Genomic DNA, 218 nt, shown 5'->3' on the forward strand with positions numbered 1-218 from the left:
ATCCTTTAGCTCCGTGGCTAACCGGATTTCGTACCTGTTCAATTTGCAAGGACCCAGCATGCCGATCGATACCATGTGTTCGTCCTCGTTAACCGCGATTCATGAAGCCTGCGAGCATCTGTACCGGGGAGAATGCGAGATGGCGATTGCAGGAGGAGTAAACCTGTATGTCCATCCGCTCAGCTATGTTGGGCTTTGCGCCAACCAAATGCTGTCAG

Annotated in this window: 1 protein-coding gene; it reads left to right on the forward strand. The window is 52.3% G+C overall.

Annotated elements, in window-relative coordinates; all coding sequences use genetic code 11:
* Positions 1-218: beta-ketoacyl synthase N-terminal-like domain-containing protein (locus LCF57_RS07520; protein WP_226000131.1), on the forward strand; the 218-nt coding region annotated here is incomplete at both ends.

Origin of the sequence: Paenibacillus sp. BJ-4 (assembly GCF_020404765.1) — a bacterium.
Classification (GTDB): Bacteria; Bacillota; Bacilli; order Paenibacillales; family Paenibacillaceae; genus Paenibacillus.